14 protein-coding genes, 1 pseudogene and 1 riboswitch are annotated in these 14,954 nt (G+C 71.1%); of the genes and pseudogenes, 8 read left to right on the forward strand and 7 right to left on the reverse strand.

Features of this window, described 5'->3' with window-relative positions; genetic code table 11:
- Nucleotides 1–92 precede the first annotated feature (92 nt).
- Both O7595_RS18255 and O7595_RS18260 read right to left on the reverse strand, forming a co-directional pair.
- Nucleotides 93–875, reverse strand: a complete 783-nt coding sequence (locus tag O7595_RS18255; protein WP_269729717.1) for a DUF7927 domain-containing protein — start codon at nt 873–875, stop codon at nt 93–95.
- Between the two features lie 200 nt (nt 876–1,075).
- Nucleotides 1,076–2,035: a glucosyl-3-phosphoglycerate synthase gene (locus O7595_RS18260; protein WP_269729718.1), complete on the reverse strand. Its 960-nt coding sequence runs from the start codon at nt 2,033–2,035 to the stop codon at nt 1,076–1,078.
- 118 nt (nt 2,036–2,153) lie between these two features.
- A riboswitch (SAM riboswitch) is annotated at nt 2,154–2,300 on the forward strand.
- Nucleotides 2,301–2,317: 17 nt separating this feature from the next.
- Here O7595_RS18260 and thrC point away from each other — a divergent pair.
- From thrC to groL, 4 genes are all read left to right on the forward strand, one after another.
- Complete coding sequence (thrC, locus tag O7595_RS18265) at nt 2,318–3,607, forward strand: threonine synthase (protein ID WP_269729719.1); 1,290 nt, start codon at nt 2,318–2,320, stop codon at nt 3,605–3,607.
- The gene (locus O7595_RS18270) at nt 3,604–3,879 is read left to right on the forward strand and encodes a MoaD/ThiS family protein (RefSeq protein ID WP_269729720.1); all 276 of its coding nucleotides are present in this window, start codon (nt 3,604–3,606) and stop codon (nt 3,877–3,879) included. The genes thrC and O7595_RS18270 overlap by 4 nt, the downstream gene beginning before the upstream one ends.
- Before the next feature lie 442 nt (nt 3,880–4,321).
- Entirely contained in the window at nt 4,322–4,525 is a 204-nt protein-coding gene (locus O7595_RS18275; protein ID WP_003986833.1) for a cold-shock protein, read from the forward strand.
- Nucleotides 4,526–4,992: 467 nt separating this feature from the next.
- Nucleotides 4,993–6,615 (forward strand): chaperonin GroEL, encoded by a 1,623-nt coding sequence (gene groL / locus O7595_RS18280; protein ID WP_138054546.1) that lies wholly within the window; start codon nt 4,993–4,995, stop codon nt 6,613–6,615.
- Between the two features lie 139 nt (nt 6,616–6,754).
- On the opposite strand, the gene O7595_RS18285 is transcribed toward groL, so the two are convergent.
- The gene (locus tag O7595_RS18285) at nt 6,755–8,722 is read right to left on the reverse strand and encodes a PAS domain S-box protein (protein WP_269729721.1); all 1,968 of its coding nucleotides are present in this window, start codon (nt 8,720–8,722) and stop codon (nt 6,755–6,757) included.
- Nucleotides 8,723–9,006: 284 nt separating this feature from the next.
- Between O7595_RS18285 and O7595_RS18290 the strand changes: the two genes are divergently transcribed.
- Nucleotides 9,007–9,999, forward strand: coding sequence for an amidohydrolase family protein (locus tag O7595_RS18290; protein ID WP_269729722.1), 993 nt, complete (start codon nt 9,007–9,009; stop codon nt 9,997–9,999).
- Nucleotides 10,000–10,109: 110 nt separating this feature from the next.
- Here the strand turns inward: O7595_RS18290 and O7595_RS18295 are convergent.
- From O7595_RS18295 to O7595_RS18305, 3 genes and pseudogenes are all read right to left on the reverse strand, one after another.
- Nucleotides 10,110–10,763: pseudogene (locus O7595_RS18295) on the reverse strand (hypothetical protein); the annotation flags it as partial.
- A 283-nt stretch (nt 10,764–11,046) separates the two neighbouring features.
- The gene (locus tag O7595_RS18300; protein ID WP_269729723.1) at nt 11,047–11,316 is read right to left on the reverse strand and encodes a DUF397 domain-containing protein; all 270 of its coding nucleotides are present in this window, start codon (nt 11,314–11,316) and stop codon (nt 11,047–11,049) included.
- On the reverse strand, nt 11,297–12,139 hold the full coding sequence (locus O7595_RS18305; RefSeq protein WP_269729724.1) for a helix-turn-helix domain-containing protein: 843 nt from the start codon (nt 12,137–12,139) through the stop codon (nt 11,297–11,299). The genes O7595_RS18300 and O7595_RS18305 overlap by 20 nt, the downstream gene beginning before the upstream one ends.
- 138 nt (nt 12,140–12,277) lie before the next feature.
- Between O7595_RS18305 and O7595_RS18310 the strand changes: the two genes are divergently transcribed.
- The 3 genes from O7595_RS18310 to O7595_RS18320 all read left to right on the forward strand — a co-directional run bounded on the left by O7595_RS18310 (nt 12,278) and on the right by O7595_RS18320 (nt 13,629).
- Nucleotides 12,278–12,472, forward strand: coding sequence for a hypothetical protein (locus tag O7595_RS18310; protein WP_269729725.1), 195 nt, complete (start codon nt 12,278–12,280; stop codon nt 12,470–12,472).
- A complete protein-coding gene (locus O7595_RS18315; protein ID WP_269729726.1) occupies nt 12,469–12,681 on the forward strand; it encodes a hypothetical protein in 213 nt (70 codons plus the stop codon). Before O7595_RS18310 ends, O7595_RS18315 begins: the two co-directional genes overlap by 4 nt.
- Nucleotides 12,682–12,828: 147 nt before the next feature.
- On the forward strand, nt 12,829–13,629 hold the full coding sequence (locus O7595_RS18320; protein WP_269729727.1) for a putative protein N(5)-glutamine methyltransferase: 801 nt from the start codon (nt 12,829–12,831) through the stop codon (nt 13,627–13,629).
- A gap of 394 nt (nt 13,630–14,023) precedes the next feature.
- Here O7595_RS18320 and murQ read toward each other — a convergent pair whose 3' ends face one another.
- Nucleotides 14,024–14,950 (reverse strand): N-acetylmuramic acid 6-phosphate etherase, encoded by a 927-nt coding sequence (gene murQ / locus O7595_RS18325; protein WP_269729728.1) that lies wholly within the window; start codon nt 14,948–14,950, stop codon nt 14,024–14,026.
- Nucleotides 14,951–14,954: the final 4 nt, after the last annotated feature.

Below are 14,954 nucleotides of genomic sequence, written 5' to 3' on the forward strand. Positions count from 1 at the left end.
CCGTCACGCGCCGCCGGTCGGCGTGCGGACACCGGTCCGGCCCGGTCGCGTGCCGTCCCCCGACGACGGCCCGACCGGTCGCGCTCACGTGATCAATGGTTCCCCCGGTCGCGCGTCGCCGCGAGCGCGATGGCGCCGGCGGCCGAGAGTGCCAGGGCCACTCCGCCGAGCAGCCAGAGCCGCTCGCCGTCGTGGCCGGCGGCCGCGATCTGGCCGACGGCCCCGCTGCCGTTGCCGTCACCGCTGTCGTGGGCCGGGGCACCGGCGTGCCCGGCGCCCGCCGCACTGCCGGGGCCACCGGGGGCCGGCGGCACGCCCGCCCCACCCTGGGCACCGTCCTCGGCGCCCTCCCCGTGGAGACCGTCCTCATGGCCCTGTTCGAGGCTGTGGTCGTGACTCTCCTCGTCGCCGAGGTCGGTACGGGGAGCCCCGAGCTCCCCGACCTCCTCGGCCACGGGCGCCGCCGTGCACCGGGCGTCCTTGGTGCCGGTGCCGCAGTTGGACCGCGGGGACTGGACCTCCAGGCCGCCGCCGAGCCGGCCGTCGCCGCCGTCGCCACCGTCCTCGCCGCCCACGGTGACCGAGTAGGTGACGGTCGCCGTCCTCCCGGCCGGGATGGCACCCGAGTAGGAGAGCACGGGCTCGGCGTACGCGACCCGGCCGAGGGTGGTCCGGGCGTTGCGGTCGTAGACGGCGTCGTCGAGGGTGCCGCCGAGATCGTCGGTGAAGCGCACGTCGGGGAGGTCCCGCTCGCCGTTGTTCGTCGCCCTGATGGTGAACGTGAGGGTGTCCCCGAGGGCGACCCTCTTCGCCGACGCCGTCTTGGTGATCTCCAGATCGGGGGCCGGCGCCGACAGGGCGGCAGCCGCCGGCACCAAGCCCGTCGTGACGGCGGCGGCACCCGCGGCGACCGCCAGGGCCCCGAGGAACCGGGGCCGATCGCCTCTGCTGCGCCCGCGGCCCCTCGTCGGTTCCTGGCCGGGCACGGCCCGAACAGGACGGAAGACCCGAGCACCCTGTGAACTCGCATTGCCCATAAGTCCGAAATGTAGACAATCATCCCGGCTGGGCCGTGTTACGCCGCGCCCGTGTTGCGTCGCCCCGCCCGTCTCGCGTACTCGGCGATGTCCACCATCGGTGGGCGCTCCTCCGTGTCCACCGCGTGCGTCCGCGGGACGAACCCGGCCTCGCCGCGCTCGAACTGGGTCAGGGCCGGGCGGACCAGGTGCCCTCGGGACAGGCGCAGCTGGGCCGTGCGATAGATCGCCGCCGCCATCCGGCCCAGCGCCTGCCCGTCCTGGTGGCGGTGCAGCCGTACGCCCACGTCCACCTGCGCCAACGCGTCCAGGCCCACCGTGTGCAGCGCGTCGACCAGCAGGCCCAGCTCCACCCCGTAGCCGACCGGGAACGGCAGCCGCTCCAGCAGCGAGCGCCGCGCCGCGTACTCCCCGCCGAGCGGCTGGACGAACCCCGCGAGCTGCGGCCAGTGCAGATTGAGCAGGGGCCGGGCCACCAGCTCGGTCACCCTCCCGCCCTGGCCGGGCGCGTCGCCGAGCGGCCGGTCGTACATCGCCTTGACGAACTGCACCTCGGGGTCGGTCAGCAGCGGTCCGACGGTCCCGGACACGAAGTCCGCCGAGAACTCCTTCAGGTCGGCGTCCACGAAGCAGACGACGTCGCCTCCGGTCGCCAGGAGGGAACGCCACAGCACCTCGCCCTTGCCGGGCGCGGCCGGGATGCGCGGGAGTATCGCGTCCCGGTGCACCACCCGGGCGCCGGCGCGTGCGGCGACCTCGGCGGTGCGGTCCGTCGACCCCGAGTCCACGACGACCAGCTCGTCCACGAGCGGCACCGCGTCGGTCATCAGGTCGCGCCGGATCGCGGCGACGATCTCCCCGACCGTCGCCTCCTCGTTCAGCGCGGGGAGCACCACGCTGACCGTGGTGTCCTGCTTGGCGGACAGCAGCCGGTCCAGTGGACGGTCCGCCACCGACCAGGACCGCCGGGCCAGCCAGCGCTCCACCTCTTCCAGCACGTGATCTCCATCTCGCGGATCGGACGGCCATCTCAAGCGTCCGGGGGTTCGGTTACAGTCTTGAACAACGCGGACCGCAGATGCATGTCGGGGTCGTCGCGCCGAGACAATCGAATACCGCTCATCCAGAGGGGCAGAGGGACACGGCCCGTTGAAGCCCCGGCAACCCTCCAGCCGATCTCGTCGCGCGTCGCGGCCGAGGCTCACGGCTAGGGAAGGTGCCAATTCCGTCTCGCGGTGAAACGCACCGCGGGGAAGATGAGGAGAAAGGGCCTCGCCTCCATGGCTGTGCAGACTGTTGCCACCACCGATTCTGCCGACACCGTCGACCTGGGCCCCGCCTCCGGGCTCTCCTGCCGCGAGTGCGGCGAGCGCTTCGCCCTCGGTCCGATCTTCGCCTGCGAAGCCTGTTTCGGGCCGCTCGAAGTCGCGTACGACCTGCCGAGCGGCGACGTCGAGGAACTGCGCAAGCGGATCGAGAGCGGTCCGGAGAACATCTGGCGCTACGCGCCGCTGCTGCCCGTGCCCGCCGACGTGGCGAGCAAGCCGAACCTGAACCCGGGCTTCACCAAGCTCGTCCAGGCCGACAACCTCGCGCGCGAGCTCGGCGTCACCGGCGGACTCTGGGTCAAGGACGACTCCGGCAACCCGACCCACTCCTTCAAGGACCGGGTCGTCGCCCAGGCGATCGAGGCCGCCCGGGCCTTCGGCTTCACGACCCTCTCCTGCTCCTCCACCGGCAACCTGGCCGGTGCCGTGGGTGCCGCGGCCGCGCGCGCCGGCTTCCGCTCCTGCGTGTTCATCCCGCACGACCTGGAGCAGGGCAAGGTGGTCATGGCCGCCGTCTACGGCGGAGAGCTGATCGGCATCGAGGGCAACTACGACGACGTCAACCGCTTCTGCTCCGAGCTCATCGGCGACCCGGCCGGCGAGGGCTGGGGCTTCGTCAACGTCAACCTCCGCCCGTACTACGCCGAGGGCTCCAAGACGCTGGCGTACGAGATCTGCGAGCAGCTCGGCTGGCGACTGCCGGACCAGATCGTCATCCCGATCGCCTCCGGCTCCCAGCTCACCAAGATCGACAAGGGGCTCCAGGAGCTGATCAAGCTGGGTCTGGTCGAGGACCGGCCCTACAAGATCTTCGGTGCCCAGGCCGAGGGCTGCTCCCCGGTGTCCGTGGCGTTCAAGGCCGGCCACGACGTGGTCAGGCCGCAGAAGCCGGACACCATCGCCAAGTCCCTGGCGATCGGCAACCCGGCGGACGGTCCGTACGTGCTCGACATCTGCCGGCGCACCGGTGGTGCCGTGGAGGACGTCACCGACGAGGAGATCGTGGACGCGATCAAGCTGCTGGCCCGCACCGAGGGCATCTTCACCGAGACCGCGGGCGGCACGACCCTCGGTGTGGCGAAGAAGCTGATCGAGGCCGGGGTGATCGACCCGTCCCTCACCACGGTGGTCGTCAACACGGGTGACGGCCTCAAGACCCTCGACGCGGTGGCCCCGACGACGGGTATGTCCGCAGTCATCCGCCCCAACCTGGACTCCTTCCGAGAGGCTGGCCTCGCATGAGCGTCAACGTCCGCATCCCCACCATCCTCCGCACCTACACGGGCGGCCGGGCCGAGGTCCCGGCCGAGGGTGCCACCCTCGCCGAGGTCATCGCCGACCTGGAGAAGCACCACACGGGCATCGCGGCCCGGGTCCTGGACGACCAGGGCAAGCTGCGCCGTTTCGTGAACGTGTACGTCAACGACGACGACGTGCGCTTCGAGCAGGGCCTGGAGACGGCGACGCCGGACGGTGCCGGGGTGTCGATCATCCCCGCGGTGGCGGGCGGCTGATCGCCACGCAGAGTCAGCAGAAGTGCCCCCTCCGCAAGCTCGGCGGAGGGGGCGTTTCTGCATGGTTGAGCGCGATAGAGTTGGGGAAGCCCCCTCCGCTGCGTGTGCCAGGCGCATATGAGAATGCGGTCGCGCACGACAGGAAACAGCCAAAGTGTTCGAGCGTGATGCGCGGTAAGTGCGCTTTGTCCGGCCCGACTTGCCCGGGAATGCTCGTATTTCTACTAAGTCGTCCTTTCGGTCCTGCCCGGAATTCTCGTCCGATTGACCTGTTGCAGACGGCAGTTGGACAGATACATTCAGCCGCGGTCGACGCGTTCCGGCGCACATCCATGGGTCATCCGTATGCCCCTCCGGGCACCGGGGGACACCGCTGGGTGAGGTCTGACCCGGGTCCGCGAAGTGCGGTCCTGTGCAAGGGCCAGTAATAGGGGAGTTAGGCATGGCTCAGGGCACCGTCAAGTGGTTCAACGCGGAGAAGGGGTATGGCTTCATCGCGGTCGACGGTGGTGCGGATGTTTTCGTCCACTACAGCGCGATCCAGATGGACGGATACCGCACCCTGGAGGAGGGTCAGCGAGTCGAGTTCGAGATCTCGCAGGGCCAGAAGGGGCCGCAGGCGGACATGGTCCGCGTAGCCGGCTGAGCGCCGACTGACTGCAGCAACGTGACGGAGGGTCCGTGCCAGGGGCACGGACCCTCCGCCGTGCCCGGGGGCCGTTTTCGCCGCGGCCGTGCCCGGGGCCGCCTTCGTCGCGGCCTGACTGCTCGCCGCCGTGCGCGGGAGTGGTTCCGGGCCTTGGCCGGTCCGCTCGCCGCCGAGCGCGGGGTCACGACCTGCGAGGTGTGCGGGCCGCGCCTGCGCCGGGTCCGGTCCCGGACCGTGACGCCGTGGCCTGATGGACGCCCGAGTCGCGGTCGCGCCTTGCACTCGCCGGGTCCGAGTGCTAATCATTGGCGTTAGCACTCTACGAGTGAGAGTGACAACGAAGGACCGGGTCGGTGAGGCCCGCAGGCCGGGTGGGGCAAGGAACCACAAGGCGTGCAGGCCGTCCGTCGCGGGCACCAGCGCGGTCCGGAGCAATCCACCCCAGTCCGGGAGGACCACTTCACATGGCCAAGATCATCGCGTTCGACGAGGAGGCACGGCGCGGTCTCGAGCGCGGGATGAACCAGCTCGCCGACGCCGTCAAGGTCACCCTTGGCCCCAAGGGCCGGAACGTCGTCCTCGAGAAGAAGTGGGGCGCCCCCACGATCACCAACGACGGTGTCTCCATCGCCAAGGAGATCGAGCTCGAGGACCCGTACGAGAAGATCGGCGCCGAGCTGGTCAAGGAAGTCGCCAAGAAGACGGACGACGTCGCCGGTGACGGTACGACCACCGCGACCGTCCTCGCCCAGGCGCTGGTCCGCGAGGGCCTGCGCAACGTGGCCGCCGGCGCCAACCCGATGGCCCTGAAGCGCGGTATCGAGAAGGCCGTCGAGGCCGTCTCCGGTGCCCTGCTCGACCAGGCCAAGGAGGTCGAGACCAAGGAGCAGATCGCCTCCACCGCCTCCATCTCCGCCGCCGACACCCAGATCGGCGAGCTCATCGCCGAGGCGATGGACAAGGTCGGCAAGGAAGGCGTCATCACCGTCGAGGAGTCCCAGACCTTCGGTCTGGAGCTGGAGCTCACCGAGGGCATGCGCTTCGACAAGGGCTACATCTCGGCCTACTTCGCGACCGACATGGAGCGCATGGAGGCCGGCCTCGAGGACCCGTACATCCTCATCTACAACGGCAAGGTCTCCTCGGTGAAGGACCTCCTCCCGCTGCTGGAGAAGGTCATGCAGTCGGGCAAGCCGCTGCTGATCATCGCCGAGGACGTCGAGGGCGAGGCCCTGTCGACCCTGGTCGTCAACAAGATCCGCGGCACCTTCAAGTCCGTCGCCGTCAAGGCCCCCGGCTTCGGCGACCGTCGCAAGGCCATGCTCGGCGACATCGCCATCCTCACCGGTGGCACGGTCATCTCCGAGGAGGTCGGCCTCAAGCTCGAGAACGCGGGCCTGGACCTGCTGGGCCGCGCCCGCAAGGTCGTCATCACCAAGGACGAGACCACGATCGTCGACGGTGCCGGCGAGAGCGACCAGGTCCAGGGCCGGGTCAACCAGATCCGCGCCGAGATCGAGAACTCCGACTCGGACTACGACCGCGAGAAGCTGCAGGAGCGCCTCGCGAAGCTGGCCGGCGGCGTGGCCGTCATCAAGGCCGGTGCCGCGACCGAGGTCGAGCTCAAGGAGCGCAAGCACCGCATCGAGGACGCCGTCCGCAACGCGAAGGCGGCCGTCGAGGAGGGCATCGTCGCCGGTGGTGGCGTGGCCCTGCTCCAGGCCTCCCAGGTCTTCGAGAAGCTCGAGCTCGACGGTGACGAGGCCACCGGTGCCGCCGCTGTGAAGCTGGCCCTGGAGGCCCCGCTGAAGCAGATCGCGGTCAACGCCGGCCTCGAGGGCGGCGTCGTGGTGGAGAAGGTGCGCAACCTGACCCCGGGCCACGGCCTGAACGCCGCGACCGGCGAGTACGTCGACCTCATCGCCGAGGGCATCATCGACCCGGCCAAGGTGACGCGTTCCGCGCTGCAGAACGCCGCGTCGATCGCCGCGCTGTTCCTCACCACCGAGGCCGTCATCGCCGACAAGCCGGAGAAGGCCGCCGCGGCTGCTCCGGGCGGCATGCCGGGCGGTGACATGGACTTCTGATCGACCCGAAGGTCGATCGACCGTCCTGAAGCCGAGGGCGGCACCCCTGATCCCGGGGGTGCCGCCCTCGGCCTATGCGACCCGGCGCGGCGCGCCAAGGCCGAGGGCGTACCATCGCGTGCCCGGCAGGGGGCTCCCGTTACAGCGGCGCCAGATGGAGCGTGAACCACGTCGTCTTGCCGTCGTCCGTCGGGCGGACGCCCCAGCTGCCCGCCAGCGTCTCGACGAGGATCAGGCCCCGCCCCGACTCGTCGTCGGCGGCCGCCAGCCGGGGCTGGGGCGGATGGTGGCTGTGGTCGCTCACCTCCACGGTGAGCTCGGTGCTGTTGCGCCGCATCCGCAGGCTCACCGGCCCCGCTCCGTGCTGGATCGCGTTGGTGACCACCTCGGACACCAGCAGCTGTGCGTCGTCGGAGACCTGGGCGCAGCCCCAGTCGACCAGGGACTTGGCCAGGAAGGCCCGGGCCCGCGACACCGACGACGGGGCCGCCGGGAGTTCCGTGGTCGCCGTGGCAAGCGGGGCCGCCGGCAGCTGGGCCAGGAGCAGCGTCACGTCGTCGTGGTGGTGCTCGGTGGCGGGCAGGATCGACGTCAGCACCCGGTCCACCACCGTCTCCAGGTCGTGCGCCGAGGCGAACGCCAGGTCGAGTGCGTGGATGAGCGCGTCGAGCTGTTCCTCGATGTCTCCCGCCGGTGTCTCTATCAGGCCGTCGGTGAAGAGGATCAGGCTCGACCCGGGAGCGACCGCCACCGTCGCCTGCTGGTGCAGATGGTCCCCCACGCCCAGGGGCACACTGACCGGTGCTTCCAGGGGCCGTACGCCTCCGCACGGCTCCGCGACGAGAGCCGGCAGATGCCCGGCCGAGCAGACGGTCACCTCGCCCGCGTCCGGCGCCACGACCAGGTAGCAGCAGGTCACCAGCTGGTCGGGCCCGTCGAGCTCGGCGACGATCGAGTCGAGCGCGTGCATCAACTGCCGCGGCTGCATGCCCGTCTTGGCGAGCGCGTGGGCCGCGGACCGCAGCTGCCCCATGATGGCGGCCGCCTCCAGGCCGCGCCCCATGACGTCACCGATGAGGATGCCGACCCGTCCGGCACCGAGAGGTACGAGGTCGAACCAGTCACCGCCGACGCCCGCCCCCTGGGTGGCGGGCAGATAGCGGCTCGCGGTCTCCAGGCCGCGCACGGCCGGCGGCGTGCCCATCAGACTGCGCTGCAGGGTCAGCGCGACGTGTCGCTGCTGCTCGTACAGGGCCTGGAAGCGTTCCTCGGCGGCTTTTCGTTCGCTGACGTCGCGTACGGCGGCGGAGACGAGGAGTCCGTCGGTGGTTTCGAGGGGGCTGAGGCTGATTTCGACGGGGAACTCGGTGCCGTCCTTGCGGAGGCCGTGGAGTTCGAGTCCGGCGCCCATGGGGCGGACCTGGCGGTTGTGGGTGTAGCCGTTGCGGTGTGCGGCGTGGTGGTGGCGGAAGCGGTCGGGGACGAGGATTTCGACGGGGCGGCCGAGGAGTTCGTCGCGTCGGTAGCCGAAGAGGGCTTCGGTCTGGGCGTTGACGAGGCGGATGGTTCCGCCGTCGTCGACGATGACCATGGCGTCCGGCGCGGCCTCCAGCAGCCCCCGGAAGCGTTCCTCGGCGGCTTTTCGTTCGCTGACGTCGCGTACGGCGGCGGAGACGAGGAGTCCGTCGGTGGTTTCGAGGGGGCTGAGGCTGATTTCGACGGGGAACTCGGTGCCGTCCTTGCGGAGGCCGTGGAGTTCGAGTCCGGCGCCCATGGGGCGGACCTGGCGGTTGTGGGTGTAGCCGTTGCGGTGTGCGGCGTGGTGGTGGCGGAAGCGGTCGGGGACGAGGATTTCGACGGGGCGGCCGAGGAGTTCGTCGCGTCGGTAGCCGAAGAGGGCTTCGGTCTGGGCGTTGACGAGGCGGATGGTTCCGCCGTCGTCGACGATGACCATGGCGTCCGGCGCGGCCTCCAGCAGCCCCCGGAAGCGTTCCTCCCCGGAACCCGCGCGAGCACCCGTGCGCGGGATGGTCCGGCAGTGACAGCTTCCGGCGGCACCGGTGTCTAGATCGGACTCCGATGCGACCGCGGTGGTGATGCCTTCCATACTTGCCTCCCGGACGGATTCTGCCCATAGCCGTGACCGCGGCAGCGGTATCCGGACATCTCACCGCAACGCTTTACGGCATACCCGGAAAGTCCGATTCTGACCGGTGATGGCGATTGCGGAACAGGAAATGGAATCGCACGTTCAGCGGCCCGGCCCGCCCTCCGGGAGGCGCCACAGGGCCGCCGCCGCTCCCGTGTCCCCTTCCCGTACGGGCGGGTGTCCGCCCGGTGCCGGACGCGCGTCCGGTGGCGGCGGGCCAGGGGCGGCGGGAAGCTGAAGGGGTGCGGACGGATGTGCACGCCCACCTGTGGAGCGAGGACTACCTCCGTCTCCTTGAGTCCTACGGCCGGGACGACACCGGTACGCAGAGGGGCCTGGGGGCGGGGGACAGCCCGGCGGAACTCGACGCACGGTTCGCGATGAACGACGCCGCGGGCATCGACCACCAGATCCTCTCGGTCTCCCCGCAGACGCCGTACTTCCCGGACGAGACCGAAGCGGTCACGGCAGCCCGCCTGGCCAACGACCACTACGCGGAGGTCGTACGCGCCCGCCCGGACCGCTTCTCCGCCTTCGCCGCGCTGCCGCTCCCGCACCTGGACGCCTCGCTGGAGGAACTGGCCCGGGCACTGGACCAGTTGGGGATGGCGGGCGCCGGGCTGACGACGTCGGTACTCGGCCGCAGTCTCGGCGACCCCGTCTTCCGGCCGCTCTTCGAGGAGTTGGACCACCGGCACTCGGTGCTGAGCCTGCATCCGGCCGGCCGGGACGCGGGCTCACCGCTCATCGCACGGAACCGGATGCGGTGGATGGTGGGCGCGCCGACGGAGGACACGATCTGCGCGATGCACCTGATCCTCGAAGGCGTCCCGAGTCGCTTCCCGAGGCTGCGGATCGTCCACGCCCACCTCGGCGGGGCCCTGCCGCTGCTGCTGCCGCGCGCCGACGACCACATCCCGTGGGAGGCGCCCGACATCATCGAGCTGCCGACGTCCGCCGCCCGCCGGATGTCCTACGACACCGTCGCCCACGGCCATGCGCCCGCCCTGCGTGCGGCGGCCGACTCGTACGGCCCGGACCGGCTGGTGCTGGGCACGGACTTCCCGTACCAGACCGGGGACAAGCTGCGCCGGGCCGTCACCTTCATCGAGGAGACGCTCGTCTCCGAGGAGGCGGAGCAGGTCCTGGAGGCCGGAGCCGGCCTGCTGCCGGCCGAGAGCCCGGCCCGGCTCGGCGGCGGGGCCGGCCGCCGTGTCAGCCGGCGTAGTCCTTGAACACCAAAGGTGGGAGGGGAGGCCGGGCACGCCCGGTAACACCTACCGCCTGCGTGTGTCGTCCACCGCCCGCGCCGGCCTGGAGGCCGAGTGGGCGCGCTGCCGGCGGCGCGCGCTGGTGCGCCGCACTTGCCGCATTCGAGGACCCGGAGGACAGGAGGCGCCGGGCGCCGCTCGGGAGGGAGTTTCGCCGTCAGGCGCGTCCGGGCGAGCGCGGCGGGGTGATGAACCGGAACGGGGAGACCGGCCGTGAGGGCGTGCCTCAGCTGCGTCTCGTCGGCGCCGCGCGCGAACCACTCCTCCACCAGCGGGGCGAGCTGCGCGCATTCGGCGGCGGACAGCGACGTCGCCGGTGTCTCCCGCCCGAGAGCCGCGAGCAGGATCACCGCCCGGGAACGCGTCGGCCGCCGGGGACCCTCCTCGGGCACGTCGCCGCGTCGGTATGCCGCCCACCATGTGTCGTCCCGCGGCGCACGTGACCACCACGTCCGGGTGATCCATCGGGGGCTCCCGGACTTGGCCAAGTGTTCGCGTCCGCGCCGCAGATGACCCGCGGCCTGGATGCGGTTGAGAGCGGTCCGCAGTGCGCACTGGCCGTACGGAAGCACCTTGGCCAGCGTCTTCACCGAGATGTCGGCCCCGTCCGCGAGCCGGTCGATGTACGCGGCGACGGCGGCCTCGCGCGGCGGAAGGTGCGCGAAGTCCGCTGCGGTGCGGGCCGGTTGGCCCGAAGCGATGCGCTTTCCGTAGCCGGGGCGGGCCATCGGGTGCGGAGCGGCGTGCGCGGGCAGGGGCGGGGCACTAAACTGGCTGTCAGCCATCCGGATCGACCTTACCGATCTTGTTGGTCAAGCCCCCGCTGGTGTTGGCGCACCTGACGGGGGCTGTTCGTTTTCCGGACACGCTAGAGGGTCGTGACCCTCCGTGGCAAATGGATCGCGTACAGTCAACTCGCAGGGAGGGTGGGCGGGTTGGGGCCCTTCACCATTCCTTGTTCAGAGCGCTCGGAGCCCGAGGCTCAAGCCCCGGGCCCCGTCGTGGAGTTGCTCAGCGGTCCGTCTTGACCCCGTCCACGAACGCGGACCAGACGGCGGTCCGGAACGCGAGCTTCGGGCCGTCGGGGTCCTTCGAGTCGCGCACGGGGACGATGCCGGGGTGGTCGTCGGCGACTTCGAGGCAGTCGCCGCCGTCCCCAGCGCTGTAGGTGGACTTGCGCCAGGTGGCCACTTCGAGGCAGTTGCCGCCCTCGCCGCCGCTGTAGCTGGACTTGCGCCAGACGGCGGCACTCAGGTCGTACTCAGGGCTGCTGATCTTCATGGGCGTAATCCTCCGCCACGGATGCGACCAGGGCCAGGGATTCGCGGGGGGACAGGGCGCCGGCCACGACCAAGTCGAAGGTGAGTGCATATCGGGCGATAGTGGATGGGTCGTCCTCCAACTGCCCCATTCTCATCACCTCCAGGTATGCCAGTGGAGGGGCGTCCATGAAGGACATCAGCCTCAGGGCTCCATTCAGGGACGCATGCGCTCCCGCATGGAACGGCATCACCTGCACGATCACCCGGTTCCGTCGCGCCAGTGCCTCGATGTGCCGCAGCGCCTCCGCCATCACCGCCGGGCTTCCGACGCGGCGGCGTAAGACCGCCTCGTCAAGGACCGTCCACAACATCGGTGTTGTTGGATCGTCGAGGAGCCGTGCCCGTTCCAGCCTCGCCTCGACCAGTTCGTCGATGACCGCCTCCGTGGCGGTCGGCTGGTAGGCGCGGAACACCGCCCGTGCGTACGTCTCCGTCTGCAACAGCCCCGGGATCAGGAGCGGCGCGTACTCGCGGATGGTCGTCGCGACCGCTTCCGCCTCGGCCGCTTCCGCGAAGTGGTCCGGGTACCTGGACTTGTTGGCGGCGAGGCAGTTCCGCTCGAAGAAGCCGTTCGTGCCGAGTATCTCGTCGATCCTGCGTGCGACGTCCGGCTGCATCCGCCGTGTCCCCGCCTCCAGTTGGCCGATGAACGACGCGCTGACGAAGAGCGGTTCGCCGAGCTCCCGCTGGCTGAGGCCGGCGTTTTCGCGGGCGTGGCGCAGTTCGGCGCCGAGCAGGGCCCTGGGAGAGGTGGAGGGGTCCAGATCCTTCGGTCCAGGCAAGTTCAACTCCGTGTGACACAAGTCGGGTTGTTGGGCCTTCGGCACTGGTCAGGCTAGTCCTCAATGGCCACGCTGTGTAGGGAACGTACATACCGAGAGTGGAGGTGCCTGGTGGTCCCACCATGTCCGAAGGAGCGGTTGCGTGCGGCCGAGGAGGTCGTGGCACAGCTGCGGGACGAGCTCGACTCGACGGGCGTGACCCTGCCGTCGCTGTGCGTGGACCTTGTGTCGCTCACCAGCGAGTCGGGGGCGTATCCCCTGGTCGACCTGGGGCGCTGCAACCTGGACACCGCGCTGCGGCTCGCCGCGGTGCTCCACGGGGCCCGCGGGTGAACGCGGTCGGGGAGGGAGGGTACGTGATCGACTCGCGGGACGGGCGCATCGGGCGCGTGACGGGGCGCGAGGGGCCGTACGTGCAACTACGGCCGCCGGGAGGCGGGCGGGTGGGGGACTGCCCTCCCGAGGCGCTGCGGCACGTGCCGCCCGCCCTACTGCTGCGGGCACGGGTCAGGGAGCGCAACCGGCAGGGGAGGCTGCCCTGATAGGGCCGCGATAGGGTTGGTGACTCCAGTACCAGGACGCCGGGAGGTGAGACCCATTACCGCTGCCGCAGGACGGGGTGCTCGCCTCCGCGTCGCCGAAGGTGTGTGAGGGAGCCCCGTTTCGGAACTTCCGAGAGGCTCTCCTTGTTGTTCTCCTTCGATCCTTCCCCTTCTGCTTTTCCCGCCGTCGTCGGCAGACTGCGCGCCGCGGGCTGTGTCTTCGCCGAGGACGAGGCGGAGCTGCTGCTCTCCGCCGCTCGTACGCACAGTGAGCTCACCGCCATGGTCGAGCGGCGGGCCTGCGGCCATCCGCTGGAACACGTCCTCGGCTGGGCGGAGTTCTGCGGTCTGCGGATCGCCGTGGAGCCGGGGGTGTTCGTGCCCCGGCGCCGTACCGAGTTCCTCGTCCGCCGGGCGGCGGCCGCCCGGCCTGACGCCGCAGTGGTCGTCGACCTTTGCTGCGGTTCGGGTGCCGTTGGGGCGGCGCTGGCGGCCTCACTGCCCGGTCCCGAGGTGGAGCTCTACGCCTCCGACATCGAGCCGGACGCGGTGCGGTGCGCCCGGCGAAACGTCCCGGAGGGCGTACGGGTGCTTGAGGGCGATCTGTTCGAGCCGCTGCCCGGCGGGCTGCGGGGGCGCGTCGACATCCTGGCCGCGAACGTCCCGTACGTACCGACCGAGGAGGTCGGGCTGCTGCCCGCCGAGGCCCGTGTGCACGAGCCGCTGGTCGCGCTCGACGGCGGCACGGACGGGCTCGACGTGCTGCGGCGCGTGACGGCGGAGGCCGGAGACTGGCTGGCGCCGGGCGGGATCCTGCTGTTCGAGACGAGCGAGCGACAGGCGGCGGACGCGCTGGCGGCGGTCGCGGACAGTGGCCTGGTGCCGCGGGTGGCCACGTGCGACGAGTCGTACGCCACCGTCGTCGTCGGGACGAGACCTGCCGGCTGACGGGACGCCGTCCTGGGGAGGGGGTGGCGCTCGCGGTGACGGATGCGGTGGTCCTCAGTGGACCGATGTGCTCGCGATCACCGACGGGCTCGGCCGCCGACGGCCGCGCCCTCCGCTTCCCGTGCCCGTCTCAGCATGACCTTGACCAGCCCCCACAGCGCCTTCATGGCTTTCGCTCCATCGGGAAGGGCCGGGTGACGATCCGCGAGCAGGCGGTCGGCGCGGCGTGGCGCCCGGCGGGGGGAGGCGAGGGCGCGGCCGCCGGGCTCGCAGGTGTGAGACCGGGCCCCGCGTTCCTCCGGGCACGCGGGCCCGGTCCGTTCCCCGGGCCCTGCGCGGGTGCTGCGCCCGCCCCGTCGCGTGACGGCGGGGTAGGAGGAGCGCCGGCGCCGCGTCAGAGGCGGAGTGCCTCGCGGAGGTGGCCTCCGGCACGCTTGAGGAGGTCCGCGGCCGTGGGGGCGTCCACATCGGCGAGGAGCATCAGGATCGCCGCCTTCACCTCGCCGTCCGCCGCGGTCAGGGCAGTCTCGACGGCGTCGTCCGGAGCGTCGGTCGCCAGCGACACGATCCGGCGGGACCGGGCGCGGAGCTTGTCGTTCGAGGCGCGGACGTCGACCATCAGGTTCCCGTACGTCTTGCCCAGGCGGATCATCGTGATGGTCGAGATCATGTTGAGGACCAGCTTCTGCGCCGTGCCCGCCTTCAACCGGGTCGATCCGGTGAGGAGTTCGGGCCCCACGACCACCTCGATGCCGTGCTCCGCGGCCGCTGCCAGAGCGCTGTCCGCGTTGCAGGAGAGGCCGATGGTGAGGGCGCCTGCCGCACGGGCATGCTCGACGGCGCCGATGGCGTACGGGGTGCGCCCGGAGGCGGAGATGCCGACCACGGTGTCCAGCGCCGTCAGTCCGAGACCGTCCAGGTCGGCGGCGGCCAGCTCCTTGGAGTCCTCCGCGCCCTCGACCGCCTCGACCATCGCCGACGGGCCGCCCGCGATCAGCCCGACGACCTCGTCCGGGCCGGTGTTGAACGTCGGCGGGCACTCGCTCGCGTCCAGGACGCCGAGCCGACCGGCCGTGCCCGCGCCCGCGTAGACCAGCCGGCCCCCGCGGGCCATCCGGTCGGCGGTCGCGTCGATGGCGGCGGCGATGGCCGTCAGCTGTGTGGCGACGGCGTCCGGGACGGTCCGGTCCTCGCCGTTCATGATGCGGGCGATCTCGGCGGTCGGGAGCCGGTCGACGTCGGCGAGCTCGGGGCGGAACGCCTCGGTCGTCAGCATCTCCAACTGTGCGCGCAGTTCGGCCGGTCCGGGGGTGGAGGTCATGGGC

Origin of the sequence: Streptomyces sp. WMMC940, assembly GCF_027460265.1 — a bacterium.
Taxonomy (GTDB): Bacteria; Actinomycetota; Actinomycetes; order Streptomycetales; family Streptomycetaceae; genus Streptomyces.

Bases quoted from the DNA above. Each gene is read 5' to 3' on its own strand.
- groL (WP_138054546.1), top strand. From the start codon at position 4,993: ATGGCCAAGATCATCGCGTTCGACGAGGAGGCACGGCGCGGTCTCGAG.
- O7595_RS18270 (WP_269729720.1), top strand. From the start codon at position 3,604: ATGAGCGTCAACGTCCGCATCCCCACCATCCTCCGCACCTACACGGGC.
- thrC (WP_269729719.1), top strand. From the start codon at position 2,318: ATGGCTGTGCAGACTGTTGCCACCACCGATTCTGCCGACACCGTCGAC.
- O7595_RS18275 (WP_003986833.1), top strand. From the start codon at position 4,322: ATGGCTCAGGGCACCGTCAAGTGGTTCAACGCGGAGAAGGGGTATGGC.
- O7595_RS18285 (WP_269729721.1), bottom strand. From the start codon at position 8,722: ATGGAAGGCATCACCACCGCGGTCGCATCGGAGTCCGATCTAGACACC.
- O7595_RS18300 (WP_269729723.1), bottom strand. From the start codon at position 11,316: ATGAAGATCAGCAGCCCTGAGTACGACCTGAGTGCCGCCGTCTGGCGC.
- murQ (WP_269729728.1), bottom strand. From the start codon at position 14,950: ATGACCTCCACCCCCGGACCGGCCGAACTGCGCGCACAGTTGGAGATG.